We start from the raw sequence: 15528 nt of genomic DNA on the forward strand, positions 1-15528 counted from the left end.
GATTGGGGCGGGGGCGGTCTGCGCATCGACGCTTATCGTAGAAGCAATTCGTTGGCGGGAGCCTGCTCATCGCTACATGATTATTGAGCCTCAGCGAGTCACCGTCCAAGAGCAAATGGCGCAGCCAGTCGCGCCAACACATCCTCCTGATCCAAAAAGTCCAGTTGGCCTAATGATAAGATGCAAAGCCAACGCGGTCGCCGAATCTGCCGGTGATCGGAATGGGATCGCCGTTGATCTCGCAAACAGTCGATTGGATGTCCTCAATTGCTTGCGAGAGAATGCCGGAGAGCTGACTTTGAGGTTTTCTGACACGCCGCAACCGGTTGTCGTGGTGCTCGAATAATGTCGAAATCTCCGGTTTTCGAGTTTGAATATGGTGAGACCACAGTGATTGAAACAAAGTGCGAGGATAAGGCATGACCCTCCCAGAAATCTCCCCCGCTCGCCTCGAAGAAGAATGGGCCGCCGACAAGGATGTGCTCGCGAGCCTGCGCGAGAATGGCGATCGGCCCGAGATCGTCCGTGCGGTCGATGTCAGCTTCCGCGGTACCGAGCCTGCGCTCGACCGGCTGGAAGAGGATGCCGAGGAACTGGGCTTTGAAGTGATCGAGCGCGAAGAGGATGAGGAAGGCGAGGTCAGCCTGTTCCTCGGCCGCGAACAGACGTCGGACGACGATGCGATCCGCGCGCTCACGCTCAAATGCCTGCAGATCGAACTGATCTACGACGTGGAATATGACGGCTGGGGCTGCACCGCGGAGGATGGCGCGGAATGACAGGCGTCACGCCCGCCACGGATCGATCAGCGCGACTCCGGTCCACGCGAAATCCTTGGTGTTTCGCGTGGCAACCGGAATCGCGCGCGATTGCGCCTGCGCGGCGATCAGCATGTCGAACACTTGCGGTTCGCGCGCCTTCACTTCGGGAAGCGACGCGATCCGACCGTAATGATCCGCATCCGCGTCTTCAAAGCGCAGCGTGTGGTGGTAATAGCGCGCCCGCAGCCCTTCCAGCCACGGCTGGAGGAACGGTCGCTTGTGCGCCGCGCCCGGCAGCGCAATGCCATATTGGATTTCCGCCACCACCATCACCGACAGCGCAAGATCCTCGTCATGCGCCTCCAGCCAAGCCAGCACGGCGGGGTCGCCGTGCGGCTTGGTCAGTTCGCTCCACACATTGGTGTCGACCAGAATCAAAGCTCGGGAGCCTCGATTGTGGGGTTGAGCGGCGGCGGCAGGTCGAGGCTTGCGCCATTGGCCAGCCGTCGCAATTCGGCCATCGCATCCTTTGCGGTCATGAAGCGGATGTCGGCATATTTGCGGGCGTCGGGCAGGTCGTCGCCCACCCCGTCGGCCGCTTCGATCAACTGTCGCACGACCTCTTCGCCCGATCGTCGGTGACGAAAGGCGGTTGGGGCGTCGGCGACATGACTGCCGCCTGCATCGCCGGAACCGGCTTCGATTACGAGGTTGCGCAGATGCTCCTCCATCGAGCGCCCATGGGCTGCCGCGACTTGCCGGAAGCGATGCTTCGCGTCTTCGGGAATGTTACGGACCGTAAGCGTCGCCACCTTTCGTCTCCTTCGCTATCAATGTATTCAATGAAAGCAATGCTGTCAAATGCCTAAACGCACCGATATCTCGTCCATCCTCGTCATCGGCGCGGGGCCGATCGTCATCGGCCAGGCGTGCGAGTTCGATTATTCGGGCACGCAGGCGATCAAGGCGCTGAAGGAGGATGGCTATCGCATCATCCTGGTCAATTCGAACCCGGCGACGATCATGACCGATCCCGAGCTGGCCGATGCGACCTATGTCGAGCCGATCACGCCCGAGATCGTCGCCAAGATCATCGCCAAGGAGCGCCCCGATGCGGTGCTGCCGACGATGGGCGGCCAGACCGCGCTCAACACCGCGCTGGCGCTGTTCAATGATGGCACGCTGGAGAAATATGGCGTCGAGATGATCGGTGCCGATGCCGAGGCGATCGACAAGGCCGAGGACCGGCTGAAGTTTAAGGACGCGATGACCAAGATCGGGCTCGAAAGCGCCCGTTCGGCGATCGCCCACACCGTCGAGGAAGCGCTCGCCGGGCTCGAGCGCACCGGGCTTCCCGCGATCATCCGCCCCAGCTTCACCATGGGCGGCACCGGCGGCGGCATCGCCTATAATCGCGAGGAATTTCTCGAGATCGTCCGGCGCGGGCTCGATCTGTCGCCGACCACCGAAGTGCTGATCGAGGAATCGCTGATCGGCTGGAAGGAATATGAGATGGAAGTCGTGCGCGACCGCGCCGACAATGCCATCATAATCTGCTCGATCGAGAATATCGATCCGATGGGCGTCCACACCGGTGACTCGATCACCGTCGCGCCCGCGCTGACGCTGACCGACAAGGAATATCAGATCATGCGCAACGCGAGCATCGCGTGCCTGCGCGAGATCGGCGTCGAGACGGGCGGCTCGAACGTGCAGTTCGCGGTCAACCCCAAGGACGGCCGTCTGATCGTGATCGAGATGAACCCGCGCGTGTCGCGTTCCTCGGCGCTCGCCTCCAAGGCGACCGGCTTTCCGATCGCTAAGGTCGCCGCCAAGCTGGCGGTCGGCTATACGCTCGATGAGATCATGAACGACATCACCGGCGCGACGCCGGCGTCGTTCGAACCGACGATCGATTATGTCGTCACCAAGATTCCGCGTTTCGCCTTTGAAAAGTTCAAGGGGGCCGAGGCCGTGCTGTCGACCGCGATGAAGTCGGTCGGCGAAGTGATGGCGATCGGCCGCAACATCCATGAATCGATGCAGAAGGCGCTGCGCGGGCTGGAGACGGGGCTGTCCGGCTTCAACATGGTCGACCGGCTCGTCGGCGCACCACGGGCGGAAATCGAGGCCGCGTTGGCGGTGGCCACGCCCGACCGGCTGCTGGTCGCGGCACAGGCTTTGCGCGAGGGCTTTACCGTCGCTGAGGTTCATGCGCTTGCCAAATACGATCCGTGGTTCCTGGAACGGATCGCCGAAATCGTCGCGGCCGAGGAAGACGTGTGCCGGAATGGCCTGCCGATCGAGGCGGCGGGGATGCGCCGCCTGAAGGCGATGGGCTTCAGCGACAAACGGCTTGCCTATCTCGCGCTCAAATCCGCCAATCTGCGCGAAGGCATGGATCGCGGCGTCGCGCGCGGGTCGGGCCTGGTGCATGACGCCGTCGTCGCGATGACGGGTGGCGTGACCGAGCAGGAAGTACGCGCGTTACGCCACCGGCTCGGCGTGCGTCCTGTGTTCAAGCGGATCGACACTTGCGCCGCCGAATTCAACGCCAAGACGCCCTATATGTATTCGACCTACGAAGCGCCCAGCTTCGGCGAGCCCGAATGCGAGAGCCAGCCGACCGATCGGAAGAAGGTCGTCATCCTTGGCGGTGGTCCCAACCGGATCGGGCAGGGGATCGAGTTCGACTATTGCTGCTGCCACGCCTGTTTCGCGCTGGCGGATGTCGGCTTCGAAACGATCATGGTCAATTGCAACCCGGAGACGGTGTCGACCGACTACGACACCAGCGACCGGTTGTATTTCGAACCGCTGACCGCCGAAGACGTGCTCGAGATCCTGCATGTCGAGCAGCAGAACGGCACGCTGGCGGGCGTGATCGTGCAGTTTGGTGGCCAAACCCCGCTCAACCTCGCGCAGGCGCTGCAGGATGCTGGAATCCCGATCCTTGGCACCAGCCCCGATGCGATCGACCTGGCCGAAGACCGCGAGCGCTTCGCCGCGCTTGTCAACAAGCTCGGCCTGTTGCAGCCCGCCAACGGCTTGGCGCGGAGCCGCGAAGAGGCGATCGTTGCGGCCGAGCGCATCGGTTACCCCGTGCTGATGCGCCCGAGCTATGTGCTCGGTGGCCGCGCAATGGAGATCGTCGATGGGCGGCCGCAGCTCGAGGAATATATCCAGACGGCGGTGCAAGTCTCTGGCGAATCACCCGTTTTGATCGATCAGTATCTGCGCGACGCGATCGAGGTCGATGTCGACGCGATTTCCGACGGCACCGATGTGACGGTGGCCGGCGTGCTCCAGCACATCGAGGAGGCGGGGGTGCACTCCGGTGATAGCGCCTGCTCGATCCCGCCTTATTCGCTGTCCGACGCGATCATCGCCGAGATCGAGCGCCAGACAGTCGCGCTGGCCAAGGCGCTGTCGGTCGTCGGATTGATGAACATCCAGTTCGCGGTGAAGGACGGCCTCGTCTATCTCATCGAGGTCAATCCGCGCGCCTCGCGCACGGTGCCGTTTGTGGCCAAGGCGATCGGTGCGCCGATCGCCAAGATCGCCGCGCGGGTGATGGCGGGCGAGAAGCTGGCGGACTTGCCCAAGGTCGATCGCCACATCGACTATTTTGCAGTCAAGGAAGCGGTGTTCCCGTTCAACCGCTTCCCCGGCGTCGATCCGGTCTTGTCGCCGGAAATGAAGAGCACGGGCGAGGTGATGGGGATCGATCCCGATTTCACGCTCGCCTTCGCCAAGTCGCAATTGGGCGCGGGCACTGTCCTGCCCAAGAGCGGAGCCTTGTTCGTCAGCGTGAAAGATGGCGACAAGCCGGTGATCCTGCCGGGCGTGCGCGCGCTTGCCGCGCATGGCTTCACCATCGTCGCGACGGGTGGTACGGCGGATTACCTGGCCGCACACGGTGTCGCGGTCGAACGCGTCAACAAGGTCGCGCAGGGTCGGCCGCATATCGTCGACCGGATCAAGGATGGCGGGATCGATCTGATCTTCAACACCACCGAGGGCTGGCAGAGCCTGAAGGACAGCTCGCCGATCCGCGGATCGGCCTTGGCGTTGAAGATCCCGTACTTCACGACAGCCCCCGCCAGTGTCGAGGCAGCACTGGCGATTGTCGCCCTTTCGACGCGCAGCCTTGAAGTCAGGCCTTTGCAATCCTATTATTCGCACTCGCACACCTAATTCCCCACATGAGAACAACGTGCGGGCAGGCCCAGCAGGGTCGGCCAACCGGGGAATTTTGAAGACGAAGGACGAAGAGGGATGGCTACCGTCGAAAAGATGCCGATGCTGCAAGAGGGCTATGAGCGGCTCACTGCGGACCTGAAACGGCTTAAGGCGGAGCGTCCGACGATCGTCGATGCGATCGAGGAAGCGCGCGCGCATGGCGATTTGTCGGAAAACGCCGAATATCATGCCGCCAAGGAGCGTCAGGGCCAGATCGAAGCCTCGATCAGCGACATCGAGGATAAACTTTCGCGCGCGCAGGTCATCGACCCGCGCGACCTGTCGGGTGACAAGGTCGTGTTCGGGGCAACCGTTACGCTGCTCGACGAAGACGACAAGCCTGTCAAATATCAGATTGTTGGCCAGACCGAGGCCGACGCCAAGGGCGGTCGCATTTCGTACAACTCACCGCTCGGCCGCGCGCTGATTGGGCGCAAGCTTGAGGACGAGGTGGAAGTGACCGTCCCCTCGGGCGATCGCTACTATGTCGTCTCGAAAATCGAGTTCATCTAAAAACGCTGCCTGACGCCCCTCTCCCATTGCGGGAGAGGGGCGTAGCCTTCACGCGCCCGGCGCGAGCAAATCTGGCTGCAGCAGGCGGTGCAGATGCACCACCACATATTTCATCTCGGCATCATCGACCGTGCGCTGTGCCGCCGCGCGCCAGGCCTTTTCGGCGCTCGCGTAATCCGGGAACACGCCCACGATATCGATCGAGCCAAGATCGTCGAAATCGAGCCCGCGAGGATCGCTGACGCGACCGCCGAAAACGAGGTGGAGTTTGCTCATAAAATCACTTTCCCGAAATGCGTGGGTTTCCCGCTCGTCTTAGGAGCGCCCGGCGCATTCGGGAACTGGTTGCGGTAGGTTTATTCGGCTGACGTAGCGTTTTTTGGCGTGTCGCCAGGCTGGGCCGCCGGTTGTCCCTCGACTGGCTGCGGCTGCTCGACGACCGCCTTGGCGGCGAGCGCGGCAGTGCCGGCCGTCGCCAGCGCTTTGATCACCCCACCAAGCAGCTTGCCCACTTGATCGCGCGCCGCATCACGCGACAGCCCGAGCACGTCAAGCTCCGCCTTTGCCGTGTCGCGAGCCGCGTCGACTGCACCGCGCGCGGTTTCGTTCAGACGCTTGCCGACCGGCCGGAGGATTTTGCGCTCGGCGTCAGTCCGGGGAACGAATGCGCCGACGAGCAGACCGATTGCAATTCCGCCGCCAAGGACCGCGAGGGGATTGGCTTCAATCCCGGCAACCGCCTTATCGGTTGCGGCGCGCGTTGTCGTGGCGGTGGTAGCAACAGCCTTGGACGCGGCCTCGCGAACGCTGGCAACCGCCTTGGAGGTCCGTTTCACGGGTTTGGCATCAGTCATGGGCGTGGTCCTGTGTTTTAAGAGAGCGAGCCGAGGAGGGGCGACGAAGCGCGCGCAATAATGGGCCGCGTGCCAACCACAGGCCAATAACCGCAGCGGCGACGCCAAAGCGCGCCGGGCGACGGCGGGCGCTTTCGACAACGCCAAGCACCGCATCGACGCCGCGTGCCTTGAGCGACTCTGCCACGTCCTGGGCAAGCACTTGCGGGCTGGCCCGATGCTGCAACGTCCCGATTGTTTCCGACAAGCGCGCGCGCGCTTGCTCGGCGCTGGCCTGGGCCAACGCCAGCCGAGTCCCGATTGCGCGCCCGGTCATGCCTGGTCCTCGGTTGCGCCGAACAGGCGCTTGAATTGCCGCATCGAAAACCATCCCAAAAGGGCCGATAGCGCAACAAGCGAGCACACCATCGCCGCAGTTGCCGCCAACGGGCCGATAAGCTGCGCCAGCACCAGCAAAACGCCAAGCACCAATGCCGTCAGCGCGACCGACGCAATCGCGATCGCGGCGACCAGCAGCAGGATGGCATTGCGGGCGTCGTCGATCTTGGCGACGACTTTCGCTTTTTGCAGCTCTATTTCGGCGCGCGCCACTTGCTCTGCGTCGCTGACGACACGCGACAGGAGAGCGGCAAGGCTCTCCTGTTCGGTCGGGTTTTCACCCCTGTCCATCATTGCCCCCCGGGTATGGCCGGATCAGGCCTTGTTGTCATGATCGGTGGCAAGGCCCGCCTGGATCAATCGTACCAGCACGAAGCCAAGCGCAGCTGCGGTGCCGATCGCGATCGCCGGGCTCTTCTGCACGAAGCCGCGCGCGTCTTCGATCAAGTCGTCAAGTTCCTTGGCCTTCAGGCCTTCCGAGAAACCCGCAACCTTGTCCGCAGCGGTGCGGGCATATTGGCCATATTGCTCGCCCAGCTTGTCATCGACAGTGCCTGCGGCATCGTTGATCATTTTCACGATTTCATCCAGCGCACCGCCCGCGCGCGCCTTGCCGTCCTCGGCATAGGTCTTGGCGCGATCGACGGCTTCCTTGCCGAGCTTGGCGGCGCTGTCCTTGAACAATTGCGTCGCGCTGAGGGTGGCCTTGGCCGTCTCGTGCGCGGCTTCGGTTACGGCAGCTTCTGCTTTGTGGATCGCAGTGGACGTATCGTTCGGAGTGGTAGCCATGACAAGCGCCCTTCGTTGAAGTGTCTACGACAGGTAACCGGCAAGCCCGTATCGGGGTTCCATCGGCGGCCGCAAATGCACAGGAGGCACCCCATGCGAATTGCGGGCGTTCGACTTAGCCGATAGAGGCACGCGCGAACCCTCTCAGACCCGTTAGAAGGATCGTTCCATGACCGCAATCATCGACATTCACGCCCGCACGATCCTGGACAGCCGCGGCAACCCCACGGTGGAGGTCGATGTAATGCTTGAAGACGGCAGTTTCGGCCGCGCGGCGGTGCCTTCGGGGGCCTCGACCGGCGCGCATGAAGCGGTCGAAAAGCGCGACGGCGACAAGAGCCGCTGGGGCGGCAAGGGCGTCGATGCTGCCGTTCAGGCCGTGAACGGCGAGATTGCCGATGCCGTGCTCGGTTTCGAAGCCGAGGACCAACGCGAGATCGACCACACGATGATCGAGCTCGACGGCACCGAAAACAAGAGCCGCCTGGGTGCCAACGCCATCCTCGGCGTCAGCCTCGCGGTGGCCAAGGCAGCGGCCGATGCGCGCACGCTGCCGCTCTATCGCTATGTCGGCGGCGTCGCGGCGCATGTGCTGCCGGTGCCGATGATGAACATCATCAATGGCGGCGAACATGCCGATAATCCGATCGATTTCCAGGAATTCATGATCGTGCCGGTCGGCGCGAGCTCGATGATCGAGGCGGTGCGCTGCGGTTCGGAGATTTTCCACACGCTGAAGAAGGCGCTGCACGAAAAGGGTCTGGCGACCTCGGTCGGCGACGAAGGCGGCTTCGCGCCAAACATTGCGTCCACCAACGAAGCGATCGAATTCATCCTGCGCTCGATCGAGACGGCAGGGTACACCCCCGGTGACGACGTGATGCTGGCGCTCGATTGCGCCGCGACCGAATTCTACAAGAACGGCAAGTATGAGATTTCGGGCGAGGGCAAGAGCCTGTCGAGCCATGAGATGGCCGAATATCTTGCCGATCTGACGCGCCGCTATCCGATCTTCTCGATCGAAGACGGCATGGCCGAAGACGATTGGGAGGGCTGGAAGGCGCTGACCGACATGGTCGGCAATAAGGTTCAGCTGGTTGGCGACGATCTCTTCGTCACCAATCCCAAGCGCCTGAAGCGCGGTATCGAGGGCGGTTACGCCAATTCGCTGCTGGTCAAGGTGAACCAGATCGGTACGCTGACCGAAACGCTCGAAGCCGTTTCGCTGGCGAACCGAGCGGGCTATACCGCCGTGATGTCGCATCGCTCGGGCGAGACGGAGGACACGACGATAGCCGATCTGGCTGTCGCGACCAATTGCGGACAGATCAAGACCGGCAGCCTCGCACGCTCCGACCGGCTTGCCAAATACAACCAACTGATCCGTATCGAAGAGGAATTGGAGGGGGCTGGCGTGTATGCCGGGCGCTCCGTCATCCGCGCGTAAAAATGTAGTAAATACGGGCTTGATCCACGAGTCGCGATGCGCGAGAATCGCGACCGTGATCAAGAAGCCATCTCTCCTCCGCACCATGCTCCGCCGCGCCATCGCGCCGGCGGCGTTGATGATCGTCGGCGTGTTCTTCGGGGGGTATGCGATCTTCGGGCCGAATGGGGCGCTGGCCTATGGTGATATCGAGCGCCAGCTTGCTGTGAAGCAGCAGCAGCTGGCGATGCTCGACAAGACGCGCGCCGAGCTGAAGAACCGGGTCGATCTGCTCGACCCGAAACATGCCGATCCGGATCTGGTCGATGAATTGGCGCGCAAGGATCTGGGGGTAGCACACCAGGATGAAGTGATCGTCCCGCTGGAGAAATGACCAGTCCCGCCCTTTGGTGATCCGTTGCGGGACTGAGCGGGTGGCAGGTTGACGGCGGCAAAGGCCCACAATGATATCGCCGCGATGCTCTCTAGTCGTCTTTTCACCGGGTGCCTGCGCCACCGGTACATTTCTCTTGACCGGCTCCATTATCAGGATCAGCCTCCTCTTCGATACGAGCGACGCATAACGTCGCCGGTCGAGGAGAGGGATGATGGCTATTCGCGTGGCAATCAAAGCACCTGGAGGTTTTTGCAGATCGGATGCTTGGGGCATATTCCAGGCAACGATAGCGGTCGTGACGCTGATTGGGTCTTTCTGGTCGATCGGACTGTTGCTGTAACCTGTAAATAGGTTCGTCATCTCGGGAGACCGATCGCTCACCGCGCTGGCGCGTGCGCGGGACGGTCTCCACTCTGTGGATAATCTGATACGACAATGCTCTCTGGGGTCCTCTTGGAGGGCTGGCGCGGGTTGCGGCAAGCTGTCAGCTTCCGCACGTACACGAATCAAAAGGATCAACATGCGCAAGGTGTTACTGGCGGGCATTGCGGGGCTCGCGCTGGTGTCGTGTACTGCGCGGTCGGCTGAACCGACGGGCACGATGGCTCCGCTCACAGCATTGCCCACAGCCGACTGGAAGAGCTTCCGCGACACCTTCATCGAGGATTGGTTCAAGATTTCCCCGGCGGACGCGGTGTATCAGGGGCGGCATGATTTCGATGGCGGGCTGGGTGACTGGACGCCGGGTGGCCTGAAACGACAGGGCGACTTTTTCCGCGAGGCAATCACCAAGGCCAGGGCCTTCGACACCGCCAAGCTGAGCCAGGATGAAGCGTTCGAACGCGATTATCTGGTGACGGTGGCACAGGGTAAATTGTTCTGGCTCGAAGATGCGGATTCGCCGCACCGCAACCCGGCCTGGTATGTGAATGCCGGGCTCGACCCCAACGTCTATATCGCGCGCCATTATGCCGATGCGCCGACGCGGATGCGGGCGATGATCACTTTCCTGCGCAAGATCCCCGACGCGGCCGCGCAGATCAAAGCCAACCTCAAGGCGCCGATGCCGCTCAGCTACGTCAATTTTGGCGTGGCGGCGTTCAACGGCTTTGGCGATTATTACACCGGGGACGCGAAGAAGGCGTTTGCCGACGTGAAGAGCCCGGCGCTGCAGGAGGAATTCGACAAGGCCGCGACGGCCGCGTCCAAGGCGATGCACGATCTCGGCAAATGGGTGGAGAGCCAGCGCGGATCGGCGACGCAGGACTTTGCGCTGGGGGCCGACCGCTTCTCGCGCATGATCAAGATGACCGAGGGCGTCGACGTGCCGCTGGCGACGCTGGAGGCGGCGGGCAAGGCCGATCTGCTGCGCAACCAGAAGGCGCTCGCAGAGGCGTGCGCGCAGTTCGCACCCGGTGCCACGATCCCGGCCTGCATGGCCAAGATGAACGCGAACAAGCCTGCCAATAACGATCCGGTCGCCGAGGCGCGCAAGCAGATCCCCGAATTGCGCGCCTTCGTGCTCGCCAATGACATCGTGACGATCCCCGACAACGAACAGGCTTTGGTCGAGGAGAGCCCGCCCTATAACCGGCAGAACAGCGCTTATATCGATCCGCCCGGGCCGTTCGAGAAAGGCATCCCCTCGGTTTACTACATCTCCCCGCCCGACCCGGCGTGGAGCAAGGCCGAGCAGGAGGGCTTCATTCCCGGCAAGATGGATTTGCTGTTCACCTCGGTCCATGAAGTGATGCCGGGGCATTTCCTGCAATTCCGCCATGCCAATGCCTCGCCGTCCATCTTCGGGCGGCTGTTCGTCGGCTATGCCTTTGCCGAGGGCTGGGCGCATTATGCCGAGGAAATGATGTGGGAAGCCGGGCTCCACAAGGGCGATGCCGAGACGCATATCGGACAATTGTCGAACGCGCTGCTGCGCGATTGCCGCTATCTTTCTGCGATCGGGATGCACACCCAGGGCATGACACAGGAGCAATCGCGCAAAATGTTCGTCGAGCAATGCTATCAGGACGAGGGCAATGCCAAGCAGCAGTCGGCGCGCGGCACCTATGACCCGGCCTATCTCAATTACACGATGGGCAAATTGATGATCCGCAAGCTCCGCACCGACTGGACCGCGACGCATGGCGGCCGCGCGGGGTGGAAGGCGTTCCACGACCAGTTCCTGCGCTATGGCGGGCCGCCGATCCCGCTGGTGCGCAAGGCGATGCTGGGCGGCGACGGCAAGGCGGTGTTCTGAACCCCCGCGCGGGCGTTCAGCGCACCTGGCTTGCCGGCTGAACGTCCGCCGCTTCCTCGGTCTTGGGCATGCGGATCGAGGGGCGCAGCCGCGCCAGGCTGCACAGCCCGGCGATGAAAGCGAGGCCCGCCGCCACCAGCGGCGGCGTGGCCCCACCGCCGATCCCCAGCGCAAGCAGCGCGGCAACCAGCGTTGCGCCGGTGGTCTGGCCCAGCAAGCGCGTGGTCGAGACTAGGCCGCCCGCTGCCGCTGCGCGCTCGCGCGGCGCGCTACCGATAATCAGGCGCGCATTGGGCGGCAAAAAGGTGCCGAACCCGCCACCGCACAGCGCCATTCGCCAGATCACATCGAAATGCGTCGGGTGGGCTGGCATGTCGGCGATCAGCAGCAACGCCACGATCGAGATCGCCATGCCGATCCCGCCCAGCGCGCCCGCCGGAATACGGCTCGACAGCCAGCCCGACAGCGGGGCGACGATGATGTTGGTGAGCGGCCACGGGGCCATCAACAGCCCCATTTCGGGGGCGGTGAAGCCGAACTCGCTGGTCAGGCGGAACGGCATCGAGATGATCAGCGTCATCGAGGCGATGAAGGCGGTATAGGCACCGATCACCGACAAGCGCAGCACGGGGCGTTCCAGCAAGTCGATCGGAAGGATCGGATCGGTTTCGCCGCGCTCGCGCCGCACGAAATAGTAGCCGACCAGGACCCCGGTCAGCACGATCGCCGCGGACACGACCCGGCTGTCGCCATGGACCGCCGTCTCCAGGCCTCCGATGATCAGCCCAAACGTCGCGGCGCACATCACGCCGCCCAGCACGTCGAACGGCGTGTCCCCAAGCGGAGTATCGGGAAGAGCGCGACCGAGGATCAGCGATCCGATGGCAAAGGGCACGGCGCTGGCAAAGACCCACGGCCAAGGTGCCACGCCGAGGATGAACCCGCCGAGCGACGGGGCAAGTGCGGCACCAGCCGAGACGATCGCGGAATTGATGCCAAGCCCGCTGCCGAGCTGCTTGGCGGGGTAAGTGGAGCGGATCAGCGCGGAGGACACGCTTAGCGCCGCTGCCGCGCCCATCGCCTGCGCTGCGCGGACGATCAGCAGGAAGGGCAGGCTCTTGGCAAAGAAGCACAGCAGCGTGGCGACGGTGAACACCATCTGCCCGATCTGGTACATGCGCTTCAGCCCGATGCGCTCGCCCAGCCCGGCAAAGGGCAGTAGCAGCATCACCAGCATCAACTGATAGACGGTCACCACCGTGACGGCGGACGACTGATCGATCTTCAGGTCGCGCGCGATCGTCGGCAGCGCGATGTTGGCGACGCCGCCGTCGATGATGATGAGCGCGGTGCCGAGACAGAGCGCGGCGATGGCCGCATAGCGGCGCGGCAGGGGAAGGCCGTCAGTCATGCGAGCGTGCTAATCCTCGGCCCGCGCAGTGCAAGCGGCCTTCCCACATTTATAGTCAGCCAAGCGAAACTTCGGCGACCTTGTCCTTGTAATCTTGCTTGGGATCGATCCCGAGCAGCACCTTCACCCCGGCGAGCATGCTCGACGCATCGACCCAGATTTGCGCGCGTTCGGCGTCGAGCCGCAGCAATTGCAGCTTGGGGTCGTCCTTCCCGCCTTCATACCAGGCCGCGACGAAGCTGTTCCACAGCCGGTCGATGACCGCACGATCATTCTCGGCGATCAGGGTGCCGTGGATCGTCGCGAACACGTCATTGCCCTTGGACGCGAAGGTGGCGACGGCGCGGCTGTCATGCTTCAGGTCGGCGACCAGTTCGGTGTCCTTCGAGGTGAAGAAATAGATCGGGCCGCGATCGTCGTCCCCGTCAAGCTGGCCCGTCATCGGGCGCGTATGGCCCTCGTCGACGCCGGCCAGGCCGAGCATCATTGTCCGGTCGGAGCGCAGCGCCTTCCAGAATTTGGCTTCGATCTCAGCGTCATTTGCGGTGCTGGTGTTGAACATGGCATCGTCTCCTTGCCCGTTCCGAACGGGCAGAGGACGATGCGGTTCCCTCACTCGGGGGACCAGCCGGGCGGCGCCAGCTCGAACCCCGCGAAATCAAAGGCTGGGGTGACGACGCAACTGACCAGCGCCCAGCCTTCGCGCGCCTCCGCCGATTGCCAGGCATTGGCGGGGACGATCACCTGGGGCGCGGTTCCGGTGAGCTGGTGCTCGGTTTGGTCGATCAACAAGGTGAGCGGCGCGCCCGCATGCCACAACCACAGTTCGGTCGCGTCTACACGATGCCAGTGCGACCGCTGCCCATCTTCCAGCAGGAACAGAATGGCCGTTGCCAGCCCGCGGCTGCCGTCCGGCGAAGGCTGGCGCATCGTTTCGCGATACCAGCCGCCTTCGGGGTGGGGGGACAGGTCCAGCGAGGCGATCAAGGTATGCGACATCGCACATGCTGTTAGGGCAGACGCCCCCTGGAGGCGACAGGAATTGAACATGAGGCTCTCCGCTTTCCGCGCGCTCCCACGATCGGGGCGGAGTTGGTTCTTGCTGCATCGCACCATTTTCGGTACAGCATCGTCATCAAGACTCCCGAGTATCAGGGCTACGCCGTGCAAAATCCATCCGGGCCGACCGGCCCCGTTCCGACTGTCTTCGAAGCTATTGTCCGGAAGCGGTGCTTGCGCGCTACCTACAATCGCACCGATATTACGCTCGCACCGCACATCATCTATACGCGCCACGATGACCTGTTCGTGGATGGTGTCGTGCTCGAGCGCGATGGCAAGCCGCCGCGCGAACTGAAGCTTGGGACGTTCAAGCTGGCCGGGCTCAATGGCGTCGGCCTGACCGAGCGCGACTTCGATGCCAACCCGCTGTTCGCCGCCAACGATCCGAAATATGGCGAAGCCGCTTTGATGGCGGTGGAGGCTTAACGCCCGCGCGCCGCCAAATGGCGGCGCACCATCGCCACCAGCGTCAACGCAACCCCGGCGACGGCGGCACCGGCCACCATGTCCGCCAGATAATGCGTGCCCTCGACCGGTGTGGCGAGCAACATCGCCGTGCTGAGGACCACGACCGGCCCGCGCAGCCGGAGCAACGGCCAGCCTGCCGCGATGTACAGCACCGCGCTTGCGGTGTGGAAGCTGGGGGCAGAGACGAGCCCGCGCAGCGATCCCAGATCGATCTCCAGTAAAGCGTGGGCCCGCAATTGAGGAATCAGTTCTGCCTCGTACAGCGCACTTTCCGGCAGATAGGGGACCGGGCCGTGCCACAGCGTGGCGAGTGGCCCCACCGCCGGAAGATAGCGGAACAGCAACAGGCATAACACGGCCGCCACCCAGAAGCTGGCGATGAAGGCACGCGCCTCGGTGCGTTTGTCGGCCCAGGCGCAATAGCCGAGGATCAAAGCAGGGGTGACGAAGATGCTCTGATAGGCGGCGGTCCCGAGCAATTGCAGCGACCGATGGGCGGCGACCGCGCGATACCAGGCAAGCCAGTCGAACCGCAGCGCGACGTCGATTTGCTGGAGCAGCGGATCGATGCTGCCGCGCGTATCGGCCGCCAGCGGATAGGTGGCGACCGCGCCGAGCAAGGCGATCCCCGTGAACAGGCCGACCGATTCCGATAAATCGCGGGCGACGCGCTGCGCCGGGCTGGCGGGTGTTCGCATGGCATAGCGCAGCCCGATCGCCAGCGCGGCGAACATCGAAAAGATCAGCGTGCTGGGCGTGCGCGGACGGATGGTCATCCCCGCATCCCACAGCAGCGATCCGACGCATAGGGCGCTGAAGGCGAAGCCGAGCACGAGCCAGCGGCCGGGGATCAGGCCAGGCTGCGCCGTGCTGCCGGGATAGAGCGGTGCTGACAGCGGGAAGAAGGTGGTGGGACGGTTCACGGGGCGCCTGATGAGCAGACGATGTTCGCAATCGCCGACTGGGAAGG

At 63.4% G+C, this 15528-nt stretch carries 18 protein-coding genes; 7 read left to right on the plus strand and 11 right to left on the minus strand.

Annotation, left to right across the window (positions count from 1 at the left end; genetic code table 11):
- The first annotated feature begins 419 nt into the window (after positions 1-419).
- Positions 420-779, plus strand: coding sequence for a ribonuclease E inhibitor RraB (locus ACP7BL_RS11510; protein WP_126845306.1), 360 nt, complete (start codon positions 420-422; stop codon positions 777-779).
- 6 nt (positions 780-785) lie between these two features.
- Here ACP7BL_RS11510 and ACP7BL_RS11515 read toward each other — a convergent pair whose 3' ends face one another.
- Positions 786-1199, minus strand: coding sequence for a PIN domain-containing protein (locus tag ACP7BL_RS11515; protein WP_185867535.1), 414 nt, complete (start codon positions 1197-1199; stop codon positions 786-788).
- Positions 1196-1573, minus strand: a complete 378-nt coding sequence (locus tag ACP7BL_RS11520; protein ID WP_185867536.1) for a FitA-like ribbon-helix-helix domain-containing protein — start codon at positions 1571-1573, stop codon at positions 1196-1198. Before ACP7BL_RS11520 ends, ACP7BL_RS11515 begins: the two co-directional genes overlap by 4 nt.
- 49 nt (positions 1574-1622) lie before the next feature.
- Between ACP7BL_RS11520 and carB the strand changes: the two genes are divergently transcribed.
- Positions 1623-4958 carry a carbamoyl-phosphate synthase large subunit gene (gene carB / locus ACP7BL_RS11525; protein WP_426258374.1) on the plus strand — a complete coding sequence of 1112 codons (3336 nt, stop codon included), beginning with the start codon at positions 1623-1625 and terminating at the stop codon, positions 4956-4958.
- Positions 4959-5039: 81 nt separating this feature from the next.
- Positions 5040-5516, plus strand: a complete 477-nt coding sequence (gene greA, locus ACP7BL_RS11530; protein ID WP_126845309.1) for a transcription elongation factor GreA — start codon at positions 5040-5042, stop codon at positions 5514-5516.
- Between the two features lie 48 nt (positions 5517-5564).
- Here greA and ACP7BL_RS11535 read toward each other — a convergent pair whose 3' ends face one another.
- The 5 genes from ACP7BL_RS11535 to ACP7BL_RS11555 form a co-directional block, all read right to left on the minus strand.
- A complete protein-coding gene (locus ACP7BL_RS11535; protein WP_010408192.1) occupies positions 5565-5792 on the minus strand; it encodes a DUF4170 domain-containing protein in 228 nt (75 codons plus the stop codon).
- Between the two features lie 80 nt (positions 5793-5872).
- Positions 5873-6370, minus strand: a complete 498-nt coding sequence (locus ACP7BL_RS11540) for a hypothetical protein (protein ID WP_426258375.1) — start codon at positions 6368-6370, stop codon at positions 5873-5875.
- Positions 6363-6686, minus strand: a complete 324-nt coding sequence (locus tag ACP7BL_RS11545) for a DUF3618 domain-containing protein (protein ID WP_426258376.1) — start codon at positions 6684-6686, stop codon at positions 6363-6365. Before ACP7BL_RS11545 ends, ACP7BL_RS11540 begins: the two co-directional genes overlap by 8 nt.
- Complete coding sequence (locus ACP7BL_RS11550) at positions 6683-7039, minus strand: phage holin family protein (RefSeq protein ID WP_426258377.1); 357 nt, start codon at positions 7037-7039, stop codon at positions 6683-6685. Before ACP7BL_RS11550 ends, ACP7BL_RS11545 begins: the two co-directional genes overlap by 4 nt.
- A gap of 24 nt (positions 7040-7063) precedes the next feature.
- Positions 7064-7537: a hypothetical protein gene (locus ACP7BL_RS11555; RefSeq protein WP_426258378.1), complete on the minus strand. Its 474-nt coding sequence runs from the start codon at positions 7535-7537 to the stop codon at positions 7064-7066.
- A gap of 169 nt (positions 7538-7706) precedes the next feature.
- Here ACP7BL_RS11555 and eno point away from each other — a divergent pair, with 169 nt between their 5' ends.
- From eno to ACP7BL_RS11570, 3 genes are all read left to right on the plus strand, one after another.
- Positions 7707-8984: a phosphopyruvate hydratase gene (gene eno, locus ACP7BL_RS11560; protein WP_341203640.1), complete on the plus strand. Its 1278-nt coding sequence runs from the start codon at positions 7707-7709 to the stop codon at positions 8982-8984.
- An 85-nt stretch (positions 8985-9069) separates the two neighbouring features.
- Positions 9070-9357, plus strand: coding sequence for an FtsB family cell division protein (locus tag ACP7BL_RS11565; RefSeq protein WP_052192411.1), 288 nt, complete (start codon positions 9070-9072; stop codon positions 9355-9357).
- 523 nt (positions 9358-9880) lie between these two features.
- Complete coding sequence (locus ACP7BL_RS11570) at positions 9881-11617, plus strand: DUF885 domain-containing protein (protein ID WP_426258379.1); 1737 nt, start codon at positions 9881-9883, stop codon at positions 11615-11617.
- Positions 11618-11633: 16 nt separating this feature from the next.
- Here ACP7BL_RS11570 and ACP7BL_RS11575 read toward each other — a convergent pair whose 3' ends face one another.
- From ACP7BL_RS11575 to ACP7BL_RS11585, 3 genes are read right to left on the minus strand one after another with little or no spacing between them, the layout of a single operon-like run.
- On the minus strand, positions 11634-13028 hold the full coding sequence (locus ACP7BL_RS11575; RefSeq protein ID WP_426258380.1) for an MFS transporter: 1395 nt from the start codon (positions 13026-13028) through the stop codon (positions 11634-11636).
- A gap of 55 nt (positions 13029-13083) precedes the next feature.
- The gene (locus tag ACP7BL_RS11580) at positions 13084-13590 is read right to left on the minus strand and encodes a pyridoxamine 5'-phosphate oxidase family protein (protein WP_426258381.1); all 507 of its coding nucleotides are present in this window, start codon (positions 13588-13590) and stop codon (positions 13084-13086) included.
- Positions 13591-13640: 50 nt separating this feature from the next.
- The gene (locus ACP7BL_RS11585) at positions 13641-14027 is read right to left on the minus strand and encodes a cupin domain-containing protein (protein ID WP_426258382.1); all 387 of its coding nucleotides are present in this window, start codon (positions 14025-14027) and stop codon (positions 13641-13643) included.
- 234 nt (positions 14028-14261) lie between these two features.
- Between ACP7BL_RS11585 and ACP7BL_RS11590 the strand changes: the two genes are divergently transcribed.
- Positions 14262-14516: a hypothetical protein gene (locus ACP7BL_RS11590; protein ID WP_171010487.1), complete on the plus strand. Its 255-nt coding sequence runs from the start codon at positions 14262-14264 to the stop codon at positions 14514-14516.
- Here the strand turns inward: ACP7BL_RS11590 and ACP7BL_RS11595 are convergent.
- Positions 14513-15481, minus strand: a complete 969-nt coding sequence (locus ACP7BL_RS11595; protein ID WP_033965775.1) for a phosphatase PAP2 family protein — start codon at positions 15479-15481, stop codon at positions 14513-14515. The two genes, ACP7BL_RS11590 and ACP7BL_RS11595, sit on opposite strands and share 4 nt — an antisense overlap.
- Between the last annotated feature and the right edge of the window lie 47 nt (positions 15482-15528).

Source organism: Sphingomonas sp. DC1600-2 (assembly GCF_049897605.1).
Classification (GTDB): domain Bacteria; phylum Pseudomonadota; class Alphaproteobacteria; order Sphingomonadales; family Sphingomonadaceae; genus Sphingomonas.